Annotated in this window: 22 protein-coding genes; 10 read left to right on the forward strand and 12 right to left on the reverse strand. The window is 57.5% G+C overall.

What is annotated here, in order from left to right; genetic code table 11:
- Nucleotides 1-44 precede the first annotated feature (44 nt).
- Entirely contained in the window at nt 45-800 is a 756-nt protein-coding gene (locus tag hmeg3_RS02740) for an L-asparaginase (protein WP_094562377.1), read from the forward strand.
- Here the strand turns inward: hmeg3_RS02740 and hmeg3_RS02745 are convergent.
- Complete coding sequence (locus tag hmeg3_RS02745; protein ID WP_094562378.1) at nt 778-1,764, reverse strand: D-2-hydroxyacid dehydrogenase family protein; 987 nt, start codon at nt 1,762-1,764, stop codon at nt 778-780. The genes hmeg3_RS02740 and hmeg3_RS02745 overlap by 23 nt on opposite strands.
- A gap of 88 nt (nt 1,765-1,852) precedes the next feature.
- A complete protein-coding gene (locus hmeg3_RS02750; RefSeq protein ID WP_094562379.1) occupies nt 1,853-2,839 on the reverse strand; it encodes a zinc-dependent alcohol dehydrogenase family protein in 987 nt (328 codons plus the stop codon).
- Between the two features lie 231 nt (nt 2,840-3,070).
- Here hmeg3_RS02750 and hmeg3_RS02755 point away from each other — a divergent pair, with 231 nt between their 5' ends.
- Both hmeg3_RS02755 and hmeg3_RS02760 read left to right on the forward strand, forming a co-directional pair.
- A complete protein-coding gene (locus hmeg3_RS02755) occupies nt 3,071-3,967 on the forward strand; it encodes a LysR family transcriptional regulator (RefSeq protein WP_094562380.1) in 897 nt (298 codons plus the stop codon).
- A 547-nt stretch (nt 3,968-4,514) separates the two neighbouring features.
- Nucleotides 4,515-6,383: a phosphoenolpyruvate carboxykinase (GTP) gene (locus hmeg3_RS02760; protein WP_094562381.1), complete on the forward strand. Its 1,869-nt coding sequence runs from the start codon at nt 4,515-4,517 to the stop codon at nt 6,381-6,383.
- Nucleotides 6,384-6,454: 71 nt separating this feature from the next.
- Here hmeg3_RS02760 and hmeg3_RS02765 read toward each other — a convergent pair whose 3' ends face one another.
- Nucleotides 6,455-6,892, reverse strand: coding sequence for a thioesterase family protein (locus tag hmeg3_RS02765; RefSeq protein WP_232511830.1), 438 nt, complete (start codon nt 6,890-6,892; stop codon nt 6,455-6,457).
- A gap of 352 nt (nt 6,893-7,244) precedes the next feature.
- Between hmeg3_RS02765 and ahpC the strand changes: the two genes are divergently transcribed.
- Both ahpC and ahpF read left to right on the forward strand, forming a co-directional pair.
- The gene (gene ahpC / locus hmeg3_RS02770) at nt 7,245-7,808 is read left to right on the forward strand and encodes an alkyl hydroperoxide reductase subunit C (RefSeq protein WP_007879356.1); all 564 of its coding nucleotides are present in this window, start codon (nt 7,245-7,247) and stop codon (nt 7,806-7,808) included.
- Between the two features lie 210 nt (nt 7,809-8,018).
- A complete protein-coding gene (ahpF, locus tag hmeg3_RS02775) occupies nt 8,019-9,614 on the forward strand; it encodes an alkyl hydroperoxide reductase subunit F (protein ID WP_094562383.1) in 1,596 nt (531 codons plus the stop codon).
- 141 nt (nt 9,615-9,755) lie between these two features.
- Here the strand turns inward: ahpF and hmeg3_RS02780 are convergent, their stop codons facing one another.
- The 4 genes from hmeg3_RS02780 to hmeg3_RS02795 all read right to left on the reverse strand — a co-directional run bounded on the left by hmeg3_RS02780 (nt 9,756) and on the right by hmeg3_RS02795 (nt 13,225).
- Entirely contained in the window at nt 9,756-10,916 is a 1,161-nt protein-coding gene (locus tag hmeg3_RS02780; protein ID WP_094562384.1) for a D-alanyl-D-alanine carboxypeptidase family protein, read from the reverse strand.
- A 177-nt stretch (nt 10,917-11,093) separates the two neighbouring features.
- The gene (locus hmeg3_RS02785) at nt 11,094-11,729 is read right to left on the reverse strand and encodes an alpha/beta hydrolase (RefSeq protein ID WP_094562385.1); all 636 of its coding nucleotides are present in this window, start codon (nt 11,727-11,729) and stop codon (nt 11,094-11,096) included.
- Between the two features lie 31 nt (nt 11,730-11,760).
- The gene (locus tag hmeg3_RS02790; protein WP_050476350.1) at nt 11,761-12,099 is read right to left on the reverse strand and encodes a ferredoxin; all 339 of its coding nucleotides are present in this window, start codon (nt 12,097-12,099) and stop codon (nt 11,761-11,763) included.
- A 55-nt stretch (nt 12,100-12,154) separates the two neighbouring features.
- Nucleotides 12,155-13,225, reverse strand: coding sequence for a VanZ family protein (locus hmeg3_RS02795; RefSeq protein ID WP_094562386.1), 1,071 nt, complete (start codon nt 13,223-13,225; stop codon nt 12,155-12,157).
- 269 nt (nt 13,226-13,494) lie between these two features.
- Here hmeg3_RS02795 and hmeg3_RS02800 point away from each other — a divergent pair, with 269 nt between their 5' ends.
- Entirely contained in the window at nt 13,495-14,325 is an 831-nt protein-coding gene (locus tag hmeg3_RS02800) for a biotin--[acetyl-CoA-carboxylase] ligase (protein WP_232511831.1), read from the forward strand.
- A gap of 36 nt (nt 14,326-14,361) precedes the next feature.
- Here hmeg3_RS02800 and hmeg3_RS02805 read toward each other — a convergent pair whose 3' ends face one another.
- Nucleotides 14,362-16,755 (reverse strand): tetratricopeptide repeat protein, encoded by a 2,394-nt coding sequence (locus hmeg3_RS02805; protein ID WP_094562388.1) that lies wholly within the window; start codon nt 16,753-16,755, stop codon nt 14,362-14,364.
- 289 nt (nt 16,756-17,044) lie between these two features.
- Here hmeg3_RS02805 and hmeg3_RS02810 point away from each other — a divergent pair, with 289 nt between their 5' ends.
- From hmeg3_RS02810 to argB, 3 genes are all read left to right on the forward strand, one after another.
- Nucleotides 17,045-17,803, forward strand: a complete 759-nt coding sequence (locus hmeg3_RS02810; RefSeq protein WP_094562389.1) for a type III pantothenate kinase — start codon at nt 17,045-17,047, stop codon at nt 17,801-17,803.
- 46 nt (nt 17,804-17,849) lie between these two features.
- On the forward strand, nt 17,850-18,668 hold the full coding sequence (locus hmeg3_RS02815) for an SPOR domain-containing protein (RefSeq protein ID WP_094562390.1): 819 nt from the start codon (nt 17,850-17,852) through the stop codon (nt 18,666-18,668).
- Nucleotides 18,669-18,819: 151 nt separating this feature from the next.
- Nucleotides 18,820-19,719, forward strand: coding sequence for an acetylglutamate kinase (argB, locus tag hmeg3_RS02820; protein ID WP_094562391.1), 900 nt, complete (start codon nt 18,820-18,822; stop codon nt 19,717-19,719).
- Nucleotides 19,720-19,790: 71 nt separating this feature from the next.
- Here argB and hmeg3_RS02825 read toward each other — a convergent pair whose 3' ends face one another.
- Nucleotides 19,791-20,690 carry a TraB/GumN family protein gene (locus hmeg3_RS02825; protein ID WP_094562392.1) on the reverse strand — a complete coding sequence of 300 codons (900 nt, stop codon included), beginning with the start codon at nt 20,688-20,690 and terminating at the stop codon, nt 19,791-19,793.
- A 29-nt stretch (nt 20,691-20,719) separates the two neighbouring features.
- On the opposite strand from hmeg3_RS02825, the gene hmeg3_RS02830 reads away from it, so the two are divergent.
- Nucleotides 20,720-21,454, forward strand: coding sequence for a pyrimidine 5'-nucleotidase (locus hmeg3_RS02830; RefSeq protein WP_094566099.1), 735 nt, complete (start codon nt 20,720-20,722; stop codon nt 21,452-21,454).
- 35 nt (nt 21,455-21,489) lie between these two features.
- On the opposite strand, the gene hmeg3_RS02835 is transcribed toward hmeg3_RS02830, so the two are convergent.
- The 3 genes from hmeg3_RS02835 to hmeg3_RS02845 all read right to left on the reverse strand — a co-directional run bounded on the left by hmeg3_RS02835 (nt 21,490) and on the right by hmeg3_RS02845 (nt 23,878).
- Nucleotides 21,490-22,065 carry a Fur family transcriptional regulator gene (locus hmeg3_RS02835; RefSeq protein ID WP_094562393.1) on the reverse strand — a complete coding sequence of 192 codons (576 nt, stop codon included), beginning with the start codon at nt 22,063-22,065 and terminating at the stop codon, nt 21,490-21,492.
- Between the two features lie 140 nt (nt 22,066-22,205).
- A complete protein-coding gene (xerC, locus tag hmeg3_RS02840) occupies nt 22,206-23,111 on the reverse strand; it encodes a tyrosine recombinase XerC (RefSeq protein WP_232511981.1) in 906 nt (301 codons plus the stop codon).
- 101 nt (nt 23,112-23,212) lie between these two features.
- A complete protein-coding gene (locus hmeg3_RS02845) occupies nt 23,213-23,878 on the reverse strand; it encodes a DUF484 family protein (RefSeq protein WP_094566100.1) in 666 nt (221 codons plus the stop codon).
- Nucleotides 23,879-23,986: the final 108 nt, after the last annotated feature.

Consider the following 23,986-nt stretch of genomic DNA (forward strand, 5'->3'; position numbering starts at 1 on the left):
CGCCGTCAGTCAGATTTTTTATAGTTGGATAAAATCGAGGGGATATGAAACCGATCGCTCCCGGCACCGTCATCTTTCATCGTCATCGCGGCTATGGCGTTATCGTCTCCGTCAATTTATTGACGGGGTGGATTTCTGCGCGCTTCGGCAGCGAGGTGCGTACGCTCGACTTGAATCTGTCGTCGGATGAAGTGCAGCACGCAGACGGCACGCCTATCCTGTTTCGCCGTGCGCCGCCGGATCGCATGCCGCATGCGCGGCTGATGGCGATGGTGCGCGAGTTGCATGCGGCCGGTTACCAGCGTTTGTATTTATATAGCTGGCCCAAACCATCTGGTCTGCATTGGCGTTGGCATTTGTTCGCCGGCCCGCGGCACTGGAATGAACGCCCGTGGCGCGAAGGCTGGTATGGCTCCGGAGCGGATTACAACTTCAATCCGATTTTTGGCTGGGGCGATGTACCTGGCGCAAGTGCGCAGGAGTTGGCAAGCGCGCTGGCGCAATTCGATCCGCATGGGTTGGCGCAGGCGCTGGGAAGAGATGAGGATCACACGGATTGGTTTGCGTCGGTGTGTGATGCTTTGCTGCCTGACTATGCCTTCAGTCTGGGCTGGGATCACACGGGGCAGATGCCGGAACATCTGCCCGTGATCGCCGTGCGTCGCGGTGTCGCACCCTATGCCGGACCGCCGTTGCCATGGCCGCCCGGCTGGGCGCATTTATGGAAAGTGTCGCACGCGCCTCATTTGGCGTATGCGCCGCCGAGGCCTGTTCGCATCAAGCCAACGCCTCAGGATTGAGGACATTCTTCGGCGTGCCGTTGGCGAAGTCGACGATGTTCTGAAACGCCGCGCGGAAGTACAACTCGTAGCCGTCTTTTTCAACGTAGCCGAGATGCGGCGTCGCCACCACGTTATCCATGCGCAGCAGCGGTGAATTCTGCGGCAGCGGTTCGGTTTCGAAAACATCGAGCCCGGCGAAACCGGGACGGCCTTGTTGCAGCGCTGCTTCCAGCGCGCCTTCAGCCACCAGCTCGGCGCGGCTGGTGTTGATGAAGGTTGCCGTCGGCTTCATCTGCGCCAGGTCTGCTGCGGTGACGATGCCGCGCGTGGCGTCGTTGAGGCGCAGATGTACTGAGACGAAATCAGCGGTCGCGAAAAATTCTTCCTTGCTCGCTGCGGCGGTATAGCCGTCTTGCTGTGCCTGCGTGCGGCTGGCGTCGCGTCCCCACACCACCACTTTCATGCCGAAGGCTTTGCCATAGCCGGCCACCATGCGGCCGATTTTTCCGTAGCCCCAGATGCCGAGCGTGCGACCCTTGAGGGCGACGCCGAGAGGATTGTGTTCCGGTACGGCGGAGATTTGCTGCCAGATGCCGGCTTTGAGGTTGGCGGCGTATTGCGGCACGCGGCGCGCAGCGGCCATGATCAGCGCCCAGGTCAGTTCCGCCGGTGCGGTCGGATCGCCGACGCCCTCGACGATGGCGATGCGTTGCGCGGTAGCGGTGGCAACATCGACGTGTCCGCTGACTTTGCCGGTTTGTGAAATCAGTTTCAGCGCAGGCAGCTTTTCCAGCACCGCCTTGTTGAAGACCGTGCGTTCGCGAATCAGCACAACAGCATCGAATGGCGTCAGGCGAGCGACCAGTTGTCCGGCACCGCGCACGCTGTTGGTAAACACTTTGACGTCATGTCCGTCCAGCATCTTGAAGCAGTCGAGCTGGCGGACGCTGTCCTGGTAGTCGTCGAGAATGGCGATCTTCATATTGTCTCCGGAGGGCGGTCGCTGTTGAGGAAAGTCACATCATAAATCGCCCGCCGGATTTTTGCCGCGGCCTTTCAATGAAAGCGGATCAGGCCGGGATGTCAATCACCAGCTTGCCGCGTACGCCGCCGGCATCGATCACGTCATAAGCGGCATCAGCCTGGTCGAAGCTGAAGCGGCGAGCGTCGACCTGCACGATGACCTTGCCTGCTTCGACCAGTTTGGCGGCTTCTTCCATGATTTCGCCGTGGTGTGCGCGGCCCTTGCCGGTCAGCAGCGGCATCAGTGTAAAGACGCCTGAGTAAGTCGCGGCGCGGAACGACAAAGGCGCCAATGCATGGGTGCCCCAGCCGAGACAGCTGACGACGTGACCGTGGTAACGGCGCGCAGCAATGAAGGAGGCATCCAGCGTGGCGCCGCCGACGGTGTCGTAGACGATGTCAAAACCTTCACCGTCGGTATATTGCTGCACGTACTCATCGACCGTCGCGGAGCGATAGTCGATGAAGGTGGCGCCGTAGCCGGTGATGATGTCGCGTTGCTCGGCCGAGCCGGTGGCATAGACGTCGGCGCCAAAGGCAATGGCGATCTGCACGGCGATATGGCCGACGCCGCCGGCGCCGCCATGCACCAACACCTTGTGACCGGCGCGGACGTGCGCGCGGTCGACCAGACCTTCCCAGGCGGTGATAAAGATCAGTGGCAGAGCGGCGGCGTCGCGCATGGCTATGTTGGATGGCTTGTGCGCCAGCAGGTCGGCATCGACGGCGGCAAATTGCGCCAGCGAACCTTGCACGCTGCCAACGCCGCCGGTCATGCCGTAGACCTCGTCGCCGATGTTGAAACCGGAGACGCCAGCGCCGATGGCTTCGACCACGCCGGCCATGTCGATGCCGAGGACTGCCGGCAGTTGCGCCTGGGCGTGGCCGGCCTTGCCGGCGCGAATCTTGGCGTCGAGCGGATTCAGGCCGCTGGCGCGGATACGCACCAATACCTGGTCAGGGCCGGCGACAGGACGAGTCACTTCGGTGATCTGCAGCGCAGTGGCGTGGGCATTGAGCAGGACGGCTTGCATGGTAGTGGTGTTCACGATGTTTCCTTTCAAGAGGGATGGTTGGGCGCCGAGGTGCAGGTCTTCAGCGATGGAGCCAGTCTAGAGAGAGATAGCCCGCAGAAAAACGGGGCAGACGGCAATACAGAATGATGAAAACGTGGATAATCGATTGCGTCCCGGAACGGCACGCAATGCGGATAAAACTGCCGGTTAAAAAAGAGAAAACCGAAGAAAAAACGAAGAGAGAAACGCATGGACCGACTGGATGCCCTGAAAGTGTTTTGCAGCGTGGTGGAAGCGGGCGGTTTCAGCCGGGCCGCGGACAGGCTCGGCATCTCCACGTCGTCGGTAACGAACCAGGTCTCCGCACTGGAGACGCACTTTCGCATCAAGCTGCTCAACCGCACCACGCGCAGCATGTCGCTGACTGCGGAAGGGCGTCAATGCTATGAGCAGGCGCTGAAATTACTTGGCGACATGAGTGAGCTGGAAGAAGGACTCATGCAGTCCAACGCGACGCCGTCCGGCACCTTGCGTGTCGATATGCCGAGCGTCATCAGTCGCCAGTACATTGCTCCGGCGTTGCCCAAGTTTCTTGCGCAGTATCCCGATATCGCGCTGAAGATTACCGTCGGCGACCGCATGATCGACATGGTGGACGAGGGCGTCGACGTGGTGATCCGCATCGGCGATCTGTCCAGCTCCAATCTGATTGCGAAGACCATTTTCAAGACCAGTTTCATGACGTGCGCATCGCCGGCTTTTCTCGAGCGTCATGGTGCGCCGAAGACGCCGCAGGAGCTGGCTGATTTCGCCTGTCTCGGCTTTCTCAATCCCAAGTCGCGCATGGTGCGGCCGTGGCAATTTGTCAAAGGCAAAGATACTTACACGCATATCCCGCAAGGGGCGCTGGCGATGGATCATGTGGAGTCGCTGATCGAATCCGGCAAGGCGGGGTACGGACTTGTCCAACAGATGTCGGTATCGCTGATTCCGCCGGTGCGCGACGGCGAACTGATACCGGTGTTGCAGGACTGGCTGGCGCCCGGGCCGGATGTGTCGGTGCTGTTTCAACAGAAGCATCACCGGGCGGCGAAAATCAAGGCTTTCGTTGATTTCGTCGCCGGTGTCTTCGCTGGTGTCTTTTAGGCATCATTCTCTTCATTCGGCATCATTTTTCTCTTTGCTGCTGCACAGCAATGTCGGTCAGACACTGACAACAAATCGGCTGTTTGTCCTGTGGCACTTTGATGCACCGGCGGTGTCCATTCAGTAAGGTTTCGGCAGATGAAATCGGCACTGAATCCGGGCGTCATCCCTTTTGCTGCACTGCTTCGTAATGAAAAAACGCGATCGCGCTAAAAGCGTATTTCCTACTACATTAGTCGGTTACTTTTCACTACAATTAAGCGGGGCGCGGGTGTACAATCGCCGCCTGATTTTCATAAAAGCAGTGGCTGCGGAACAAGGTGGAGCAACACCTTGCAGCGCATTTATGAACGGTTTCAGTAAAGACCATGGCTCCCCCGGCCCGCTCGCCTACTCCGCGAGCAGCCACGCAGTCATGACCTGACTGCATTCGACAAGACCGCCGTACCACCGGCTGATGGCGTCACCCGCCTCGCCGGCTGCATGCAACGACGATCCTGCCGTGCCAACGAATTCGATTTAACTTTAGGCATTGGAGGTAGTGTTTATGAATCAACCTGTCATGGAAGGCGTCGCAGCAGTGAACGCCCCCGCTTTCGTCAAACACCAAAAACTGATCAACTGGGTCACTGAGATCGCCGCGCTGACCAAGCCGGAAAGCATCTACTGGTGCGACGGTTCGCAGGAAGAGTACGACCGCCTGTGCGCTGAAATGGTCGCCGCCGGCACCATGAAAAAGCTGAATCAGGAAAAGCGTCCTAACAGCTACCTGGCCTGCTCCGATCCGTCGGACGTGGCGCGTGTGGAGGATCGTACCTTTATCTGTTCCAAGAACAAGGAAGACGCCGGCCCAACCAACAACTGGACCGACCCCGCCGAAATGCGCACGACCCTCAACGGTCTGTTTGCCGGCAGCATGCGCGGCCGCACTTTGTATGTCGTACCGTTTTCGATGGGGCCGCTTGGTTCGCCGATCGCGCACATTGGTGTCGAGTTGTCGGATTCGCCTTACGTTGCCGTGAACATGCGCATCATGACCCGCATGGGCAAGGCCGTGTATGACGTGCTGGGCACCGATGGTGACTTCGTGCCATGCGTACACACCGTCGGCGCGCCACTGCAACCCGGTGAGAAAGATGTCGCCTGGCCTTGCAACGCCACCAAGTACATCGTCCACTATCCAGAGACCCGCGAAATCTGGTCCTATGGTTCCGGCTACGGCGGCAATGCGCTGCTGGGCAAGAAATGCTTCGCGCTGCGTATCGCCTCGACCATGGGCCGCGATCAGGGCTGGCTGGCAGAACACATGCTGATCCTCGGTGTGGAATCGCCCGAAGGTAAAAAGCACTACGTCGCGGCAGCCTTCCCATCGGCGTGCGGCAAGACCAACTTTGCGATGCTGATTCCGCCGAAGTCGTTCGACGGCTGGAAAGTCACCACCATCGGTGACGATATTGCATGGATCAAACCAGGTGAAGACGGTCGCTTGTACGCGATCAATCCGGAAGCAGGTTATTTCGGCGTTGCCCCGGGCACCAACGAAAAAACCAATTTCAACTGCATGGCATCGCTGCGCGCCAACACCATCTTCACCAATGTCGCGCTGACCGACGACGGCGATGTCTGGTGGGAAGGCATGACTTCGGTCCCGCCCGCGCATCTGCTTGACTGGCAAGGCAAGGACTGGACACCGGAAATCGCTAAGGAAACCGGCCGCAAGGCTGCCCATCCGAACGCGCGCTTCACCGTCGCCGCGACACAAAATCCTGTGATCGACGCTGCATGGGATGACCCGGCAGGCGTGCCGATTTCGGCCTTCATCTTCGGCGGCCGCCGTTCGACGACCGTACCGCTGGTGACCGAGGCACGCAATTGGGTGGAAGGCGTCTACATGGCCGCGACCATGGGCTCCGAAACCACCGCCGCCGCCGTTGGTCAACAAGGCGTGGTGCGTCGCGATCCGTTTGCGATGCTGCCGTTCGCCGGTTACAACATGAGCGATTACTTCCAGCACTGGCTGAACCTGGGTCGCAAGATCGCCGCCTCGCCGGCTGAACTGCCGAAGATCTACTGCGTCAACTGGTTCCGTACCGATGCAGACGGCAAGTTCGTCTGGCCTGGCTTCGGCGACAACATGCGCGTGCTGAAGTGGATGCTGGAACGCATCGAAGATCCGCAGGGTGTGCGCGTTGGCGGTACACCGCATATCTTCGGCGTATCGCCACGTTACGAAGATCTGCAATGGGACGGCATCGACTTCACGCCGGAACAGTTCGCCATGATCACCTCGATCGACAAGGCGGCCTGGGCCAAGGAAGTTGAGTTGCACACCGAGTTGTTCGACAAGCTGAAGCACAACTTGCCGAAGGAACTGGTTGAAGTGAAAGTGGCGCTGGAGAAGAAGCTGGCAGCCTGATGGGCTTCAGTGATCTGACCGCTGCACACTGTTAAGGAAAACGGCTGCCGACGATGTCGGTGGCCGTTTTTTTATGCCGGCAAGATAGTCTGCAGCACGCTGCGCATGTGATCCGGCACCTTCACCGGGCGACGCGTTGCTGCGTCCACATAGACGTGAATGAAATGGCCTTGTGCTGCCGCCGTTGCGTCGTTCTCGCGAAAAATCCCCACCTCATAGCGCACGCTGGAGTTGCCGATACTGGCAACGCGTACGCCCACATGCACCGTATCCGGAAAGCTGACCGGCGCAAAATAATTGCAATGCGTTTCAATGACCAGGCCGATGACCTCGCCGTTGGGGATATCCAGCGCTTGTTTTTCCATGAGGAAATGATTCACTGCGGTATCGAACCAGCTGTAGTAGACGACATTGTTGACGTGGCCGTAGACGTCGTTGTCCATCCAGCGCGTCTGGAGCGGGTGGAAGTGGGGATAATCGGCGCGGCTGGTTGCGGTCGGTTTGTTCATCATCTTGTCGTTAGCCCTGTCTTTGCCCTCGGTATCGGACTCGTCACACGCGTGTTGCCGTGCTGAAGTAATATTGCGGCGGGAACGAAGCTCGTTTCCCGATTTCTACTGAACGGCAAGTCAGCAGTGTAAGCGATCGCCTTTGGCGGCGCAGCAGGGAGGGCAGAGCTGGTTGTTTCTGACGGCTTCGTGCCCATATGCGTCTTATCCCTTGTTACACGCAGAATGCCGCTTCATACGAATGTCGATAGTCAAATGCAATCGAAAGTATTAAACAAATAAATTTGATTAATATATAGAGGCGCTTTACTATCTCTTCACTCTCTTTCAACCCCTAAGTAAAGGAAATGCAATGTCCCTGATCAATACGACAATCAAGCCATTCAAAGCAACTGCTTACCACGACGGTAAATTCGTCGACATCACCGAAGCAAGCCTGAAGGGCAAGTGGTCCGTGTTCGTGTTCTACCCAGCTGACTTTACTTTCGTCTGCCCGACAGAACTGGAAGACCTGGCCAACAACTACGCTGAATTCAAAAAAATGGGCGTTGAAATCTACGGCGTGTCGACCGACACCCATTTCGCGCACAAGGCATGGCACGACACGTCGGACGCCATCAAGAAAGTGCAATACCCACTGGTCGGCGACCCAACAACAACACTGGCTCGCAACTTCGAAGTCCTGATCGAAGAAGAAGGCCTGGCACTGCGCGGTACTTTCGTGATCAACCCAGAAGGTCAGATCAAGGTTCTGGAAATCCATGACAACGGTATCGGCCGCGACGCTTCCGAACTGCTGCGCAAGGTCAAGGCTGCACAATACGTTGCATCGCACCCAGGCGAAGTTTGCCCAGCGAAGTGGACTGAAGGCGCAGAAACTCTGAAGCCTTCCCTCGACCTGGTCGGCAAGATCTAATTTAAATCGCCGATTAAGCTACTGCGCGGCCTGATTTCAAACCGCTCGGTACGCTTACTCAACGATTTAACGTCGTAGATAAGAAGTAAAGAAGCAAACACTGAAGTACCAGTCCGGGCTCGGCGCAAGCAACGCCGCAGAGCTCACGAGGCCGAGCGGCGGAGTCCGGACAATATTGAAATCTCACATCAGAGGAAAGTGGAAATCACCATGTTGGATGCCAATCTCAAAGCCCAATTAAAAGCCTACCTGGAAAAGGTCACGCAGCCTATCGAGATCGTCGCGTCGCTGGATGATGGCGCCAAGTCTCGTGAGTTGCAGGAGCTGCTGCAGGAAATCGTCACGCTGTCCGAGCGCATTACGCTCGTAGAACGCAACGATCACGCCGTACGCAAGCCGTCCTTTTCATTGAATCGCCCCGGTACCGATATCAGCGTGCAGTTCGCCGGTATCCCGATGGGCCACGAATTTACGTCGCTGGTGCTGGCGCTGCTGCAAGTCGGCGGCCACCCAATCAAACTCGACGACAAGGTGATCGAGCAAATCCGCAATCTGGATGGCGATTACACCTTTGAAACCTATATTTCGCTGACCTGCCAGAACTGCCCGGAAGTCGTGCAGGCGCTGAACGTGATGTCGATCATTAACCCACGCATCCGTTCGGTGACCGTTGACGGCGCGCTGTTCCAGGACGAAGTCGAGAAGCGCCAGATCATGGCCGTGCCGACCGTCTACATGAACGGTGAAGTGTTCGGCCAGGGCCGTACCGGCGTGGAAGAGATCCTCGCCAAGCTCGACACCGGCGCCGCAGCGCGCAAGGGTGAAGAGCTGAGCGCCAAGGAAGCCTACGACGTGCTGATCGTCGGCGGTGGCCCGGCAGGTGCCGCAGCTGCGATTTATGCAGCACGCAAAGGCATCCGCACCGGTGTGGTTGCAGAACGTTTCGGCGGCCAGGTGCTGGACACGCTGGCGATTGAAAACTTCGTCTCCGTCAAGGAAACCGAAGGCCCCCAATTCGCCACCGCGCTGGAACAGCACGTCCGTAGCTACGACGTCGATATCATGAACACGCAACGCGCCGAAGCACTGGTGCCGGGTAACGGTCTGATCGAAGTCAAGCTGGCCAACGGCGGCGTCCTCAAGGGCAAGACCGTGATCCTCTCGACCGGTGCACGCTGGCGCGAAGTCAACGTGCCGGGCGAGCGCGAATACCGCAATCACGGTGTCGCTTACTGTCCGCACTGCGACGGTCCGTTGTTCAAGGGCAAGCGCGTGTCTGTCATCGGCGGCGGCAACTCCGGCGTGGAAGCGGCAATCGACCTGGCCGGCATCGTCAGCCACGTTACGCTGCTGGAATTCGCCGCGGAACTGAAAGCCGATGCCGTGCTGGTGCGCAAGCTGAAGAGCCTGCCTAACGTCACCATCGTGACCTCGGCGCAAACCACCGAGATCACCGGCGACGGCAAGAAGGTCAACGGTATCAGCTACAAGGAACGCGTCAGCGGTGAAGTGAAGCATGTCGAACTGGAAGGTGTTTTCGTCCAGATCGGTCTGGTGCCGAACACCGAATGGCTCAAGGGTACGGTTGCTCTGTCCAAGCACGGCGAAATTGAAATCGACGCCAAGGGCCAGACTTCGATTCCTGGCGTGTTCGCAGCAGGCGACGTGACAACGGTGCCGTACAAGCAGATCGTGATCGCTGTTGGTGAAGGCTCCAAAGCAGCGCTGAGCGCTTTCGATCACCTGATCCGCACTTCGGCTCCCGAAGAAGCACCGGTTGCAGCAAAAGAAGCTGTCGCAGCCTGATGCAGCCTGACAGAGAATGAAGTATTCGTTTCAGCAGTAAGCCAAACGTAAAAAAGCCACCGTGAGGTGGCTTTTTTATTGCGCTGCCGATACTGCGATGAGATCAGATGAAACATCTCACCGCAGCATCGTGCACGGATATTACTTGAACAGCAGGCGCATCGAATCCCAGGCGCGGCCAAAGATGCCGGCAGGGCCAACGGACTCCAATGCCACCAGCGGCAATTCGGTGACCACCTTGTCGTCGATCATGATCTTCAGGGTGCCGACCTTGGCGTTTTCCGAAATCGGCGCGATCAGTGGATCGTTACGCTCAACTCGCGGCTTGATCTTGTCGGCCGTGCCCTTCGGTACCGTTACGTAGACATCGCGCATGAAACCGATCTTGATCTTGCCTTGCGAACCCTTCCAGACGTCAGGCGTATCGACTGCCTGGCCTTTGCTGTAAAGCTTCACAGCGTCGAAGTTCTGGAAGCCCCAGTTCAGCAGCTTCTGGCTTTCTTGTGTGCGAACCTGATCGGAGACGGTACCAATGACTACCGAGATCAGACGGCGCTCGCCGTTGGCGACCGGACGCTTGGCCGACGTGATCAGCGAGAAGCCGGCGCTTTCCGTGTGGCCGGTCTTCATGCCGTCAACGGTCGGATCGAGCCACAGCAGACGATTGCGGTTCGGCTGGGTGATGTTGTTGTAGGTGAACTTCTTGACCGAGTAATAGGTTTTGTAAAACTCAGGGAAGTCGTTGATCAGGTTGCGGCACAGGATCGCCAGATCACGTGCGGTCGTGTATGTGTCCGGGCTGGGCAAACCATGCGGATTGCTGAAGTGCGTGCCGGTCAGGCCCTGGCGTTGCGCTTCGCGATTCATCAGGACGACGAAGGCGTCGGTCGTGCCGGACACGGCTTCGGACAGCGCCACGGCGGCATCGTTGCCTGAGACCGAGATCAGACCGTACAGCAGGTTGTTGATCGACACCGGCTTGTTCGGCTCAATGAACATCTTGGAGCTGCTTGGGTCGACCTTCCACGCATTCACGGAAACATTGATTTCCTGATTCAGGTCGAGGCGCTTGTCACGTACTGCAGCGAAGGCCAGATAAGCGGTCATCAACTTGACCAGCGAAGCCGGTTCGACGCGCATGTCGGCTTCTTGCGAGGCCATGATCTGGTTGCTCGATGCATCCAGCAGGAGCCAGGATTTTGCAGCGACACTTGGAGGTGGAAGGGTCTGGGCACTTGCTGCCGAGAAAGTGACCGACAAGGTCAGGGCGGTTGCGGCAACAGCCGCGAGTAGTTTTTTCATCTTCAGGTGTAAAAATGTGTCCCGCCGTACTGCTCGCGGGACTGTCGTTTGAAAAGAGATGAGTGAACATCGCACCGGGATTATAAACGCCGAGCCTGACAATAAGGCTTTACGGCGTCTGTTTGCTTGCAGTGTCTTCCTGTTTCACGGCTTCGCAGTAGGAGCGTGGGACAGGAATCAGTGATGCCACATTTGGACTATCAGGTTCTTGATATGTTGCAATTTTCTGTGAAAAAAGTGATCCGAGCCCGGAATCACGATCACCGGCAGTTCTTGTGGACGCGCCCAGTCAAGCACAGCGCTGAGCGGAATCGTGTCATCCAGCTCGCCGTGAATCAAAATCGTATTGGCAGGTGCATCCGGCATCGGCCACTTGCCGGCGGCCGTGCCGACCAGCGCGAGACGCTCGGCGGGCGTGCCTTCTGCAATCAGACGCTGTTGCAGTTGCGCCTGTACGAAGGTGCCGAACGAGAAGCCGCCCAGCGCCAGAGGCAGATCGGGATATTGCGTGCGCATGTGTGCGAGCAGCAGCGCCATGTCGTCGGTTTCGCCCTGGCCGTGGTCATGCACGCCTTCGGATTTGCCGACACCGCGGAAATTCATGCGCACCGTCACATAGCCGAGCGCGAGGAAAGAGCGGGCCAGCGTTTGCGCGACCTTGTTGTCCATGGTGCCGCCGAACAGCGGATGCGGATGAGCGACCAGCGCCAGGCCGCGCGGTGCGGCGAATTGCTCGGGATCAGGCAGATCCAGCGCGCATTCGAGCTGGCCGACTGCGCCGGGAATCAGGAACGATTGTGTTTGGGCGTTCATTGGGTGTGACGTAATGTACGTATTGAGGTGTTCAGATTTTCAGGCGATCGACGATCTTGCCGCCGACGATATGGGAGTCGATGATTTCATCGATGTCTTCGTTGTCGACGAAGGTGTACCAGGTGCCTTGCGGATAGATCACGACGACCGGGCCTTCTTCGCAGCGTTCCAGGCAGCCTGCCTTGTTGATGCGAACCTTGCCTTCACCGGCCAGACCGAGTTGCTTGATGCGTTTCTTGGCATGTTCTTGTGCGGCTTGCGCGCCCTTGTCGGCGCAGCAGGTGCGCTCGCCGGGCTTGCGCTGATTCAGGCAAAAGAAGACGTGGTGTTCGTAGAACGGTTTTTCTGGAGTATCTGCGGTATCTGCCATGTTGATGCTCGGTGGGATGGGCCAAAGCATGCATGATACACCTTGAGGCCGGACCTTATTTTGGCGCGGCGGCCTTGCGATGCACCGGGTGATACAAGAACCACAACGCCAGGAAAGGCCAGAGCACCGAGAGGAATTGCGCGGCGCCGTCGAAATTCAGAAATTTCCCTTGTACCCAGGTCTGCAGCGTCGAGACAAAATAGGGATTGGCCGGCACCGCATTGGTAGCCAGCAAGCTGAAGATCAGCGCCAGTCCAGCGATGCGGCGTTGTGCAGTAGGCGGGGCGAATGACAGCCCGGCCAGCATCAGGCCTCCGATGATCATGCCGCCGGCAGCACCTGGTGTAAACCAGACGAAGGCGTTTTCCGGGGCGAAGAAGAGCGCACACGCCAGCGATTTGATAAACACGGCCGCGAGCAGATAGAACGCTGTCAACGCGTTGCGCGGCGCTTGCTTGCGCAGCAGCAGGAGCATGGTCAGTATCGCGCCGGTCAGGCCGCATGCCGTCACGATGATTTCGGCGAGCCAGTATTGCTCCGCCGTCAATTGCGCGCTATTGGTCCACCAGGTCGCCAGATCGATCGGCGTATCCAGCAAATCGGACAACAGGCTCGACAGCGGCGGCACCAGATGGCCGAGGCCAAACAGGTGATTCTGCGGATAAATCAGCGCCAGCGGCCACAGTCCGATCACCACCAATCCGCGGCTGGCTTCGCGTGAGAACCAGCGTCGGCGAAGCTCCAGCAAGCGGCTCTCGCGCAGGAAGTAACGGCCGGTCCATGCACCCAGCAGCGCGCCGAGCAAGGTGCCGCAGCTATTGGTAATGAGATCGAGATTGGAGGGAATGCGCGTCGGCAGATAGGTCTGCACTCCTTCCATGACGACCGACAAGGAGATGCCGGCCATGGTGCTGAGAATCACCGCCCAATAGGAGCGGATGCGCGGGTACAGCGCAAATACGGTGAACGCGCCGAAGGGCGCATAGCCGACGATGTTGGTCCACAGATCGAAACCTGTCCAGTAATACGGCAGGCGCGCCCACAGATAGTCCCAGGGCTGCAGACCCATGTCGCGCCAGCCGGCAAACGGATACCAGCTGGCATACACGATCAGCAGCGTATACATCAGCAGACTGACCCGGGCGAACGATGACGCAACCGGCTTGCTGGGGACGCGTGCTCCGGTTACGCCAGTAGTGGGCGTAGCAGCCGCAGCCGGCGTTACCGTAGCTGGCTGGATGGCTGACTGAGGAGATTGTGGAGGTCGGTGCGGGGCGTCCATGCTGGCGAGGGTACCCGATTTCTTCGTCGCTTGCATCTTCGACAACCGTTACAATGTTGCCTATGTATGCCGCGGATTCTCCTGATGCTCTTGATTCTCCTTCTTCCAACGCCGTGACGACCACAACAGGCATTTCAACTATTTCCGCTGAGCGCATTGCTGCATTGATCGCTGCGTCGAGCAACGACCACGCCAAGCTCGTTGCGATTGAAGTCGTTGCACAAACCGGCTCTACCAATGCCGATTTGCTCGCACGCGTGGCAACGCTGGCGACGCCGACTTTACTGGTTGCCGAATCGCAGACGGCAGGCCGTGGCCGGGCAGGCCGCGCCTGGCATACGACGGCGACCTCGGCATTGACGTTTTCGCTGGCGTGGAAATTTCAGCGTCCTGTTCAGGCATTGATCGGCTTGCCGCTGGCGATCGGCGTCGCATTGGCCGAAGCGTTGGTGGTCTTCGGCATCAAAATCGAGCTGAAATGGCCGAACGACGTGTTGCGGGATGGCGCCAAGCTGGCAGGGATTTTGATCGAAACTGCGCAAAACAAAGCGGCCGCCACCAATGCAAAGGCGTCCACCTGGGCAGTGATCGGTATAGGCGTCAATCTGGCGATGCCACAGGATTTGCAAGATCGGATTGGACGCGCCGTCGCGGACGTATCCGAGTTGCAGAGCCATGACCGCGAGCGTTTGCTGGCGTTGTTGCTGAGTGCCTTGTCTGACGCATTGGCTGAATTCGACGCGCAGGGTTTTTCCGCTTTCGCCGCACGCTGGAATCGTCTGCACGCCTACGCCGGACGTGCTGTGCGCATCCTCGACAACGACCGTGTGGTACACGAAGGCACGGCCGTCGGCGTGGATGACAAAGGGTGCTTCCTGATGGATGCCGCGAACGGACGCGTTGCCGTGGTCGCCGGTGACGTGTCTTTGCGATTGCAGGAGTAAAGGCTCAATCCAACTCCTGCCGGAGCTGGATTGTGCTTATGCCGGAACGTCGTAAGCCGCAGGCGGCAAACCAGCAATGCGCCGTTGGTGCATGTAGCGATAGGCATCTTCGATGTGGCGCGTAAACAGTCCGCTATCGAACAAGGGCGTGGTTAGGCGATTGGCGAGCAGGCGCTGCCGATACGAAGCAAGACGTTCGCGATCGCTTGCCAATGCAACTGCCAGCGTTTCATATTCATCCACTGAATTGGTGATCATTTCAGGCAGACCAACTGCATTGAGCAAACTCGCTGCAACTCTGCTCGAAAAGGTATTGCCGATGCGTGTCAGCACCGGCAGTCCAGCCCATAACGCATCGCTCGCTGTGGTGTGAGCATTGTAGTTATACGTATCGAGGAACAAATCAGCCTGACGATGGCGCGCAAGATGCGACGCCAATTCCATATGCGGTGCGAATACCAGGCGGTCGCCGGCAATGCCACGTTTTTCAGCCTCGGCGCGCAGGTTGTCGCTGACGGCAGGGCTGTCGTTGAAAAGCCATAGCACGCTGCCAGGGACCTTGTTCAGGATTGTCATCCAGATGTCGAAGACTTGCGGCGTGATCTTATAGTTGTTATTGAAGCATGCAAAGACGAAGGCATGTTCGGGAAGGTCCAGTTCACTTCGGGTGAAGTTGCGTTCCGCGATGGTGCGGGTGCGATCATTGATCTGGTATGAATTCGGAAGACGGATGATTTGTTCGGAATAGTACGCAGCTGCCGTAACAGGCGTAATGATCTTATCGCCAATGAGGTAGTCAATATACGGCGCACCCAACGTGCCGGGGTAGCCCAGGTAGCTGACCTGTACCGGCGCTGCACCATAGGAAAAAATCCCCATACGTGAATCCCGCGTGTAGCCCTTCAGATCTACCGCGATGTCGATGCCGATGTCGCGCGACAGTGCGACGACTGCGGTGTCACTCTCTTGGCGTACGTCAATGAAACGGTCCATCGCGGCCGAGACACGTTGACGCATCGGGTCTGTGATGTTCGGGCCATAAGAAAATCCAATCAATTCAAAAGCGTTTCTATCGTGCTTTTCAAATAATTCCGCCATCAGGTACGTTGTGGCGTGGTTGTGGAAATCTGCCGAGTAGTAGCCGATTTTGATTGTCTTGTTGTCGGTGGCTTGGGGCCAAAGCTTGTAGTCTCGCTTGTCAGGATGCTCCGTTGCTGTATGTATTTCAGCGCAACGCCGCTCCTGCTGTGGATCATCCGACATGGTCAGAAACAGAAACGGATCTGATACGCTATGTTCCTTTTCAGTAGATACATGTAACGCTTCGATTGCTTTTTCCAAGCCAGTCCAGTCGCACAGCAGCATCTTACTGCGCAGCCAGCTGATTTGCAGTCGAGGGAGTTTTGGATTGATTGCGCGCGCGTTCTCATAGGCGATCAACGCCTCCTGATGTCTTGCACCGTCGCGCAAGCTCAGGCCTTTGTTGTACCAGGTCTCGGCAGATTGGCTGTCGAGTTGGAGAGCCCGGTCGTATGACTTCAATGCCGCATCAAGATCGCCGAGCTGGGCCTGCACGATTCCTTTGTCGATCCAGGCTGACAGGCACTCCGGTTGAATGGCAATCGCTCGGTTCAAAGCGGCCAACGCCTCCTCCAGACGTCTGAGTTGAGTAAAGCAAACGCTGCTTTGCAGCCATGCATCCAGGTTATCAGCATCGAATCTGAGTACGTTGTCGAATGCCTTCAGTGCTTCTTCAGGTTGGTCGAGGCCTTTCAGCAGCATAGCGTAATTTGTCCAGGTCTCCGGCAACGCTGGATTGATGGACAGGGCTTTTTGGTATGCGCCAAGTGCCGCCTTGTCGCGGCCCAGTGCATGCAACGCCACGCCGCTGTTCGACCACGATTCTGCGTGATCCGGCGTGATGGCAAGGGCTTTGTCATATGCCGACAAAGCATCTTCATACCGTTCCATCGCATTGCAGGTCGCGCCGTAGTTGGACCAGGCGTCCGCATAGTATGGATTCACAGACAGCGCGCGCTCGTAACATGACAAGGCTTCCTCGAAGCGTCCCTGATTGTTAAGGGAGCGGCCATAGTTAAGCCATGCTTCTGCATGTTGAGGAGCAAGTTGCGTTGCCTTCTTGTGATGCGGGAGCGATTCTTCTTCTTTACCTGCTTCCGATAATGTCTTTGCCAGGTTGAAGTGCACGAAATTATTGCCGGAATCGATGGAAACAGCCCTCTTCAGCAATTTGATGGCTTCCTGCTTATCATTCTGTATGCCTTTGACGACGCCAAGGATATGCAGCGCGTCGAAGTTTTTTGCGTGTAGTTGCAAGACTTTCTGCAACAGTTGCTCTGCCTCGCCTAGCTTACCTTGTTCGAAGTACTGGACGGCTTGCCCCAGTAGCGCATTGATTTGAGAATTCATTTGCCAGGAATTGTTTGAAGTTATTTTCGATGCCGTGATCAGTGGAGCTCAAGCTGATTTAAAAGAAGAGTGGTAGCGTCGCACGAAGATACCGCAGACACAGCCTACGCAGTCAGCCGCGATTATAGCCGAGCATACGGGCGTCCCCAGGTAGCGGGCTTGCGATGTCGAAATGGCAAATTTCTTGTTTCGTCAATTTAAAAGCCTGATAATCGCTTTGGCGTAAAAAATACCGTCACAAATACCCGTTGCGCCTAACACTTTAATGTCACCGAGGACGAGCAAGCACATGTTGTTATTGATTGATGCCGGCAATACTCGCGTCAAATGGGGCGTCCCAGGTCGCGATCCTTGGTCTTTGGACGGTGTTCATTGGCTGCATGTCGGATCGGTAGCGCGTGATGAGGTGAGTACGTTGCCGAAAACCTGGCACGATCTGCCGGTGACGCGCGTCATTGTGTCGAATGTGGCCGGTCCCGGGATGAGAGAAGCATTGGAAGCCAGTGTCCGGACGGCATTTGGTGAGGCAATGGCAATTGAGTGGTTTGCTTCGCAAGCTGAACTGGCCGGCTTGCGCAATCTTTACAAAAATCCTGCACAGCTGGGATGCGACCGCTTCGCCACCGCCATCGGTGCGCGTGCCTTGTTTCCGGATCGCGCGCTGATCGTCGCGACCTGCGGTACGGCGACCACTGTCGACGCGGTCACCGCCGCTGGCGACTTCATCGGCGGCATGATTTTGCCGGGGTTTGGTGTCATGGCGACATCGCTGGCGCTCAATACCGCCCAGCTTCCGCAGATACACACCATCAGCGAAGTGGTCACACCGTTTGCGGACAACACGACCGATGCCATCATTGCCGGCTGTATCGCAGCGCAGACGGGCGCCATCGAGCGTGCGGTCGCCAGGCATCGCGAGCAACATGGCGATGTGCTGTGTGTGATGGCCGGCGGCGCTGGGGCTATGCTGGCGTCGTATCTGGCGATGCCTTGCGAAAAGGTCGATAATCTTGTGCTGATCGGGCTGCATGTGGCAGCAAGCGTCTGAGGCTTTCTCTTTCTTGATAATTGATCAACCGGGCTGACCGTTCTCTATGCTGAAATTGTTTTTTTGGCTGTTGCTGATTGCGAATGGCGTTTTGTTTGCGGTGAATCGCGGCTACCTGGGCGCGACGGCGTCCGAACGTCACGAGCCAAAACGGATGGCGCAGCAGCTGCAACCCGAGACGCTGACGATTTTGCCGCCCAACAGCGAGAAGCTGGTGACACCGGCGAGAGCAGCGGAGCAGGCGGCCACGGCTGAGGCTGACAAGAGTGCCAAACCTGCCAGCGATGCTCCAGCCGCGTCCGCGCCTGCACCACAGGCTGACGCCAAGACTGAGCCGAAAGCAGAGGTAAAAGCGGATCTCAAGGCAGAGGCGAAACCTGCTCCCAAAGGAGAAACCATCGCTTGCACCGAGATCGGCAATTTCAATACCGTAGAGGCCCGTAAATTTGAAGCGCAACTGACCAGCCTGCATCTGCCCGCCAAAGCGGTGCCTCGCAGTGTTCAGGAGGCGGGCAGCCATATGGTCTATATTCCTCCGCAAGACGGCAAGGACGGCGCGGATCGCAAGGCGGCGGAGTTGCGCCGTCTCGGGATTCAGGATTTCTACGTGATTCCCGAGTCGCAAACCAATCCGGCACTGCGCTGGGCAATTTCACTGGGCGTGTTCAAGACCGAGGAAGCGGCAAAAGCCTACATCGGTCAGCTCATACCGCAAGGTGTACGCAGTGCTCGCATCATGGCGCGTAATGTCACTTCGACCAGACAGGCCTACCAATGGCGCGGTATTGATGCCGCGACCAAGGCGTCGCTGGATAGCCTGAAGGCAAAATTCCCGAATCAGGAAATGCGCAGCTGTACGGGCTAAGGCTGCCTTCCTAAGATGGGCTTGGTTTGCAAGGCATAGGCCGATTTTGCATGAGTGCCGATAAAACACAACATCCGCAACAATAGCTTCGCGCTTTCCATGTAAAATCGCGGACATTCCGAATATCTCTTCCCAGCTCAGGATTTGCGCTATGACCGACTTGACCGATCTGACCGACGTTGCCCCTCAAATCAAGGCCGAAATTCTGGCGGAAGCTTTGCCGTACATCCGCAAATTCCACGGCAAGACCATCGTCGTCAAATACGGCGGCAACGCCATGACCGAAGAACGTCTGAAGCACGGTTTTGCGCGTGACGTGATTCTGTTGAAGCTGGTGGGCATGAATCCGGTCGTGGTGCACGGCGGCGGTCCGCAAATCGACAATGCGCTGAAGAAGATCGGCAAGCAAGGCACCTTCGTGCAGGGCATGCGCATCACCGACGAAGAAACCATGGAAGTGGTGGAATGGGTGCTGGGCGGCGAAGTGCAGCAAGACATCGTGATGCTGATCAACCATTACGGCGGCCAGGCAGTTGGCCTGACCGGCAAGGATGGCGGCTTGATCCGCGCACACAAGATGCGTATGCCGGACAAAGAACATCCAGGTGAATTCCTCGACATCGGTTTCGTCGGCGAGATCGAAGCAATCAACCCGGCCGTGGTCAAGGCCTTGCAGGATGATGCGTTCATCCCGATCATTTCGCCGATCGGTTTCGGTGATGATGGTCAGGCTTACAACATCAATGCCGACGTGGTCGCCGGCAAGATTGCAGAAATCCTGCACGCCGAAAAGCTGATCATGATGACCAATATTGCTGGCGTGCAAGATAAGAAGGGCAATTTGCTGACCGATCTGTCGGCGCGTGAAATCGATGAGATGTTCGAAGACGGCACGATTTCCGGTGGCATGTTGCCGAAGATTTCGTCGGCGCTGGATGCCGCCAAGTCGGGCGTCAATACGGTTCACATCATCGACGGCCGCATCGAGCACTCGCTGCTGCTGGAAGTGCTCACCGAGCAGGCATTCGGTACGATGATCCGCTCGCACTGATTACCTTCACATCAAAAAAGGCGCTTCCGGGAGACCGGCAGCGCCTTTTTTATTTTCGCGCCGTTGTTGCCTCAGTAAATGCGTTCGACCTTGTAGCCGCGCTGTCTGAGCAATGCAGGTACGCCGGTGGTGCCGACCAGATGCAGAATACCCATGGCAGCGAAGATTCCGTCCTGTTGCTGTAGCAGTGCACTGAGGCGATCCGTCAGGAGTGGATTGCGTTGATCGAGCAATACCTCTTTGGTAAAACGGCCGACAAAACTCTTGTCACTTGCCATGTCGTCCAGCAGTGCTTGTAAGCCGGTCAGGTTGCCGGTACGCCAGCATTCCGCCAAGGCCACAACTTTGGCCGCGTCATCGGGATCGTTCAATTCCTTGATGGTGTCTTCCAGCAACTGATTTTGCTGTTTTTCACTCAGTGCGCCGAACAGCGCGAGTTGCGCTGCAGCGCTCTCCAGTTCGATCACGGGTTTGTTGCGTTTCCTGACGACATCGGCGAGATAGCTGTCGACGGCAAGTTCGGAGCGATAGCCCTTGCTGCCGAACTCCTGGATGGTCAACAGGCTGGCGATCATCCATGGCCGGAAACGGGTGACGGCATCGGGAGCGATATGGTATTTGGTCAGTGCAGTCTCGACTTGTTGGCGTAGCGGTGGGGCCAACTCAGTACGATAGCTCTTGCCGTCGGGATAGAACCCATATTGCAGGACTGCCGCCTGCATGGCCGGGATTTTCTGGGGATCGATTTCCAGCGCGATGGCGGGGGCTTGTTCGAGCGCCTGCATCACCTGAGCGTCGAGCGGGTAGAAATTATCGGCGCCGACATGGATGGTGCCGAACAGATACAGCGTGTGTTGCGCATTCTGGATTTTGAACAAGGCGCCGTGCTGTCCGGTATCGGCTGCTTTCGCCACCGGCAGATAAAGGCAGAGCAGCCAGGTGAATGTCACTATAATCAGGCGTCGCACCATTGTGTTTCCCTTACTTGATCCAGTTTTTCATCGTGCCGAATACTACACCGCTCTGGCTTTTTGATCTCGACAACACGCTTCACAACGCTTCCCACGCAATTTTTCCGGCGATCAATGCCAACATGAATGTGTTCATGGAGCGCGTGTTGAAGGAGCAGGGCTTGCCGTCCGATCAGGATGCGGTCAATGCGTTGCGCCAGCGTTATTGGCGCTTGTATGGCGCGACTTTACTCGGCATGGTGCAGCATCATCAGGTGTTGCCGGATGATTTCCTGCGCGAGGCGCATCACTTCGACAATCTGTTTGACATGATCCGTGCCGAACGCGGCCTGTTAAATATGCTCAAGCGTCTTCCGGGGCGGAAGATTCTGCTGACGAATGCGCCTTTGCGCTATTCCCGCGACGTAGTGCGTCACCTTGGCTTGCACCGGCATTTTGATCAGCATATTTCCATCGAATCGATGCGTGTGCATCGGCAGCTGAAACCCAAGCCTTCACGTCAGATGTTGCGCAAACTGTTGGCGCGCGAGCGCGTCGCGGCGCATCGGTGCGTGCTGGTGGAGGATACGCCGGCTAACCTGAAGTCGGCCAAGGAGCTAGGTTTGCGCACAGCATGGGTGACGCAGTATCTGACGGGGAACCCACATATTGCGTCTGCGGGTGTACGCCGCATGTTGACCATGCATCCATCTTATGTCGATGTGAAAGTGCGTTCAGTGCGGCAACTGACCGGTCATTTGCGCCGTCTTGTCCTGCGCGCTTAATTGAGGACGTACCAGCCGACGCACCAGCCTTTAGCTTAATCGGCGCAGTCGGCGCACCAGCCTTTGATGGTCAATTCGATTTCATGGCTTTGAAAGCCTTTGCCCAAGGATTTTTGCAGAGCCGTCTGGAGTTGGGCTGCGGTCGTCTGGTGCTTGCCCGATGAGGGTAGGACGCTTTCGAGAAAGCCGGCTTCTCCGCTGCCGTCGAGGCAGAAAACCCGTGCGCAACGCGTGCATTTGAAGTGACCGTGCTGATGTTGCGGATGGCCGTGTGCGTGCTGATGGCCGCCATGGTCGTGATGCTCTGCGCCGGCGCCGGCATTGTAGCGGAAGATGCGATCATCGCTGGCGATCTTGTGCGCCAGCCCGGCTTCGGTGAGGCAATCCAGCGCACGATACAGCGTGACGCGATCCATGTCGACCAACTGATCCTGAATATCCTGATGCGACACGGCACTGCGTGCGCTGAGCAGTGCGGCCATGACGCTGACGCGCGCCTGCGTCACGCGTACGGAAGCATCGCGCAATTGCAATTCTGCCAATGCCTGAGCTTTGGCCGGTTCCTGGGCAAGAGCAGTGGGCATGGCGGTGTCGGCTGGTTTGGATTTCATGGGGCTTCTGCAGGGTTCCGGCTTTGAAGTAAAAGCCTCTGACGAATTATGCCGCAATTCACGACGGCGGGCGTCCTACGCATGTATTTCAGTCCAGGCCGGCATCTGCCGGCAGGTGTGTTTGTCAGACGGCGGCCCGATTATTTCGGCGCAACTTTCTTCGCGCGTGGATGGGCTGCATCGTAGACTTGCGCCAGGCGCTGGAAATCGAGCGAGGTATAGACTTGTGTTGCGGTGATAGAGGCATGGCCGAGCATTTCCTGGACAGCGCGCAGATCGCCGGAGCCTTGCAGGACATGCGAGGCGAAGGAGTGGCGCAGAACGTGAGGATGTACGTTGGTCGCCATGCCAAGGGCTTGGCCGTGTGCCTTGATGCGCAGTTGCATCACGCGCACCGACATGCGGGTGCCGCGTTCACTCAGAAAAAGCGCGTGCCGGTCGGTGTTGGCATGTTTCGCCAGAATGTCAGCGCGTGCTGTGAGCCAGTTTTTCAACGCTTGCATTGCGGGCTGTCCTACTGGCACGCTACGCATCTTGTTGCCCTTACCGGTAACGGTGACTTCGCAGCTATCCATATCGACCCATCCCGCCGACGTGTATCCGGCTTCGTGATGGTATTGCACGTCCAGACCGACCAGCTCGGACACACGCAGGCCGCTTGAATACAGCATTTCAAACATGGCAAGGTTGCACAGCTGGGCCGGTGCGTCAGCATCTTTGAGCGGATTGTGTTGAGACACCAACTGCACCGCGTCGTCAGCGGCCAGTGCCTTGGGCAAAGGTTTGGCTCTTTTGGGGGCCTTGATGCCGTCGACGGGATTGGATTTCAGTCCGCCCAGCTCCGACAACCAATCGTAGAAGCCACGCCACGCCGACAACTTGCGGGCAATGGAGCGCGCATTGAGGCCGCTACCGTGTAATTGCGCCGCAAACTTGCGGATTTGGAAGTGAGAGACCGCCTCGAGTACTGCACCGGATGCTTGCGCCAACGTGCTTAATTCGGCCAGATCGCGCGCATAGCTGGTGATGGTGTGCGGCGACAGCATGCGCTGGTTTTGCAGGCTGTCGAGGTAGCGTTCGATGTGACGATCAGCAGCGACTGGGGTAGGTTCTGTGCTCACACAAGTGTGTTGAGAAAAGGGATGGTTCAGTGTAGCAGGCAGGCCAGCGCGGCGCTGGCTGTTTCGCCAATGCGGGTCAGAAAATCCGTGCCCATTTCTGCCGTAAAGCGGCTCGGGTCGGGCGAGCCCAGCACCAACAAGCCAAATGCTTCGGGCGCGGCGCCGATACGCAGGGGTAACATGGAGATAGATTTGACCGACGACGGATCTTCGAGCCAGCCGGCAGCTTCGAATTCGTTGTTCGGGCCGCAGAACGGCGTCGTCAGCCCATTGGCGAAAATACGCGCATCTTCCGATACCGTCGCGGTGAACCAATTTCCATCGTATTTTTCAGCGACGTTCCAGAGGCGCAGTGTGACTTGAGGCACGTTGAAGATGGCTTGCAAATTACCAGACAAGGTCTGGGGCAGGTCGCTGTCATTACGGGCCAGCAGTAAGGAGCGTGTCCAAGATTGAAACTTGCTGGTGATCTCGTCGTTCTCTTGCGCGATGCGCATCAGGTCTGCCATGTGCAGCTCTTGAACTTTGATCTTTTCACGCAGAATTTCCATCTGGCGCTCTTGCAGCGAAATCGCGCGTCCCAGCAGCGGACTGGTGAGCCGGATTCGGCCAAGCAGCTCTGCATGCTCCTCGAAGAAGTGCGGATGGTCGAGCAAATAGTCGGCGATCGAATCGGAGTCCAGAGGAGTCATGTGCATGCTTGTTGGGTTGAGTATTTTTTTGCGGCATCGGGCTCCAGACGCAGCCGGGCTTGCATATCCGCAATATCGCGAGATTATCTACGCTATCGCTGGTGCTGA

Origin of the sequence: Herbaspirillum sp. meg3, from assembly GCF_002257565.1 — a bacterium.
In the GTDB taxonomy this organism is placed as follows: Bacteria; Pseudomonadota; Gammaproteobacteria; order Burkholderiales; family Burkholderiaceae_D; genus Herbaspirillum.